The 2272-nt window shown below is 71.1% G+C and carries 3 protein-coding genes; all 3 read right to left on the minus strand.

What is annotated here, in order from left to right:
- Positions 1-918 (minus strand): bifunctional RNase H/acid phosphatase (locus U9980_RS16135; RefSeq protein ID WP_322768672.1); only part of this gene is annotated, 918 nt, incomplete at its 3' end.
- Between the two features lie 22 nt (positions 919-940).
- Positions 941-1684, minus strand: a complete 744-nt coding sequence (locus U9980_RS16140) for a zinc ribbon domain-containing protein (protein ID WP_322747483.1) — start codon at positions 1682-1684, stop codon at positions 941-943.
- Between the two features lie 116 nt (positions 1685-1800).
- Positions 1801-2272 (minus strand): Nif3-like dinuclear metal center hexameric protein (locus U9980_RS16145; RefSeq protein WP_322768673.1); only part of this gene is annotated, 472 nt, incomplete at its 5' end.

Genomic DNA, 2272 nt, shown 5'->3' on the forward strand with positions numbered 1-2272 from the left:
GCGGTCCCGGGCGGCGGTGACCCGCCCGACCGTGTCCAGGATGCTCTCGCCACCGGGCGGCGGCACCGACGGATCAGCCAGCCAGGCGTTGAGCTCCTCCGGGAAACGTTGGCGGACCTCGCCGAAGGTCAGTCCTTCCCAGGTGCCGAAGTCGGTCTCCCGCACGTCGTCGTCGACGACGTAGTCCCGGCCGAGGGCGTCCGCGGTCTGGCGGGCTCGCTTGAGCGGCGAGCAGTACACCGCCTCGAACTCGACCTCACGCAGCCGTACCGCCACCGCGTCGGCCTGTGCATAGCCGACGTCGGTCAGACCTGCGTCCACCGTGCCGCTGAAGCGCTTCTCCACCGACATCGGGGTCTGCCCGTGGCGCAGCAACACGGTGGTCGTGGGTGGCGCCGGCGGAGCCATCCAGCCGGACAGCCGGTTCGTGGTCGGCGCCCGGTGCGGTGTGGGCTCGGGCGACTGGGGTTCCGGCGGCTCCCAGGTTCGTCCCTGGGCAGCCGCGTCCATGGCCTCGTTCGCCAGCCGGTCGGCATGGCCGTTGCGCTCCCGCGGAATCCAGCCGTAGCGGACCTGCGGGAAACCGAGCGCGACGTCTGCGGCTTCCATCGCCAGCGGGCGCATCGCCGGATGCTTGATCTTCCAGCGTCCGCTCATCTGCTCGACGACCAGCTTCGAGTCCATCCGGACCTCGACGACGGCGTTCGGGTCGATGTCGGCCGCCGCGCGCAGACCCGCGATCAGCCCCTGGTACTCAGCGACGTTGTTGGTCGCCCGACCGATCGCCCCGGCCCGCTCGGCCAGCACGTCCCCTGTTTCGGCGTCCCGCACGAGCGCTCCGTACCCGGCCGGGCCCGGATTGCCCCGTGATCCGCCGTCGGCTTCGACGACAAGCCGGCGCGACGGACGGTCATTCATGATCTTCTCCCATCACCGGTGCTCACAGGCCCGATTCGGCGGTCCGGACGAGGATGCGCCGGCATTCCTCACAGCGCACCACCTCGTCCGGGGCGGCCGCCGCGACGTCACGCACATCGGCGCCGGACAGTTCCAGGTGACATCCTTCACACCGCCGCCGGACGAGCCTGGCCGCGCCGACACCGGCGGAGGAGGAGCGCAGCCGTTCGTAAAGGGCTACCAGATCAGCGGGAAGGGTCGGGATGGTGGCCTCGCGTTCACCGCGACGAGCGCCCGTTTCATCGTCGATCTCCGCGAGCGCGGTGTCCCGCCTGCCGCCGGCTACCGCCAGCTCGGCCTCGAGGCGTTCCTGATCGGCCCGGATCGCCCCCGCGCGCGTCTGGAGCCCCTCGATGACCTCCATCAGCGCCAGCGTCTCGTCCTCAAGTGCGTTCTGCCGGCGAGCGAGCGAGGCGATCTCCGCCTGAAGATTTTCCAGTTCGCGGGAACTGGTGATCTGCCCGGAGTCGAGACGTTTCTGGTCCCGGGCCGCCCGCGCCCGCACCAGGTCGACCTCGTCGTCCAGCTTCTGCTGCGAACGGCCTCGGTCCCGCAGCTCCGTCGAGACCCGAACCAGGTCGTCATTGAGCGCGGCGAGCTGCGCACTCAGCTTGTCGATCTCGGCAAGCTCAGGCAGGTTCCGCCGCCGCGCGGCGAGCCGGTCAAGGCTCGAGTCGATCGCCTGCACGGACAGCAGGCGAAGCTGGGTCGCTGGGTCGGCCTTCATGTGCTCCTCCCTGTGCTTACAAAACCGCGCTTACAAAACCGCACTCACCGAGCGCGCTGTCGTGCGTGTCACGCTCACCGTGCCCAGAGCGCCCGAGGATAGGGCTGTCCGGCTCGCTACGCTTGGCCGGCGGCTGGCCCCGATGAGCTCGCATGCCACCGCCACGGGTCGGTGACCAGACTGGAAACCGTTGTGTTCACCGTACGACCTCGCCCGGCCAGGCCTGCGCCCAGCCGCGCGGAGGCGACCTGCAACCACGGCCATTCGCTCGCCCAGTGCGCCACGTCCACCAGGGCGACGTCGTGCGCGCTGACGGCGTCCAGGACGTGGTGGTGACGCCCATCGGCGGTTACCAGCACATCGGCTCCGGCACGCGCAGCGGCGCCCACCAGCTCGCCGCCAGAACCGCCACAGACCGCGATCCGGCGCACCGGGCGTTGCGGCGCACCGGTGGTACGCACCCCGCCCGCCGTGGCGGGCAGCGCGGCCGCCACCCGCGCGCAGAACGCGCCGAGTGGTTCGGATTCGGCCAGGTTGCCGACGCGGCCCAGTCCGCCGTTACCAGGCTCGGCCCCGGGCGGCTGCGGG

It is taken from the genome of Protofrankia sp. Cr1 (assembly GCF_963555865.1).
GTDB lineage: Bacteria > Actinomycetota > Actinomycetes > Frankiales > Frankiaceae > Protofrankia.

Coding starts and splice junctions, on each gene's coding strand:
- U9980_RS16140 (WP_322747483.1), bottom strand. CDS start 1,684: ATGAAGGCCGACCCAGCGACCCAGCTTCGCCTGCTGTCCGTGCAGGCG.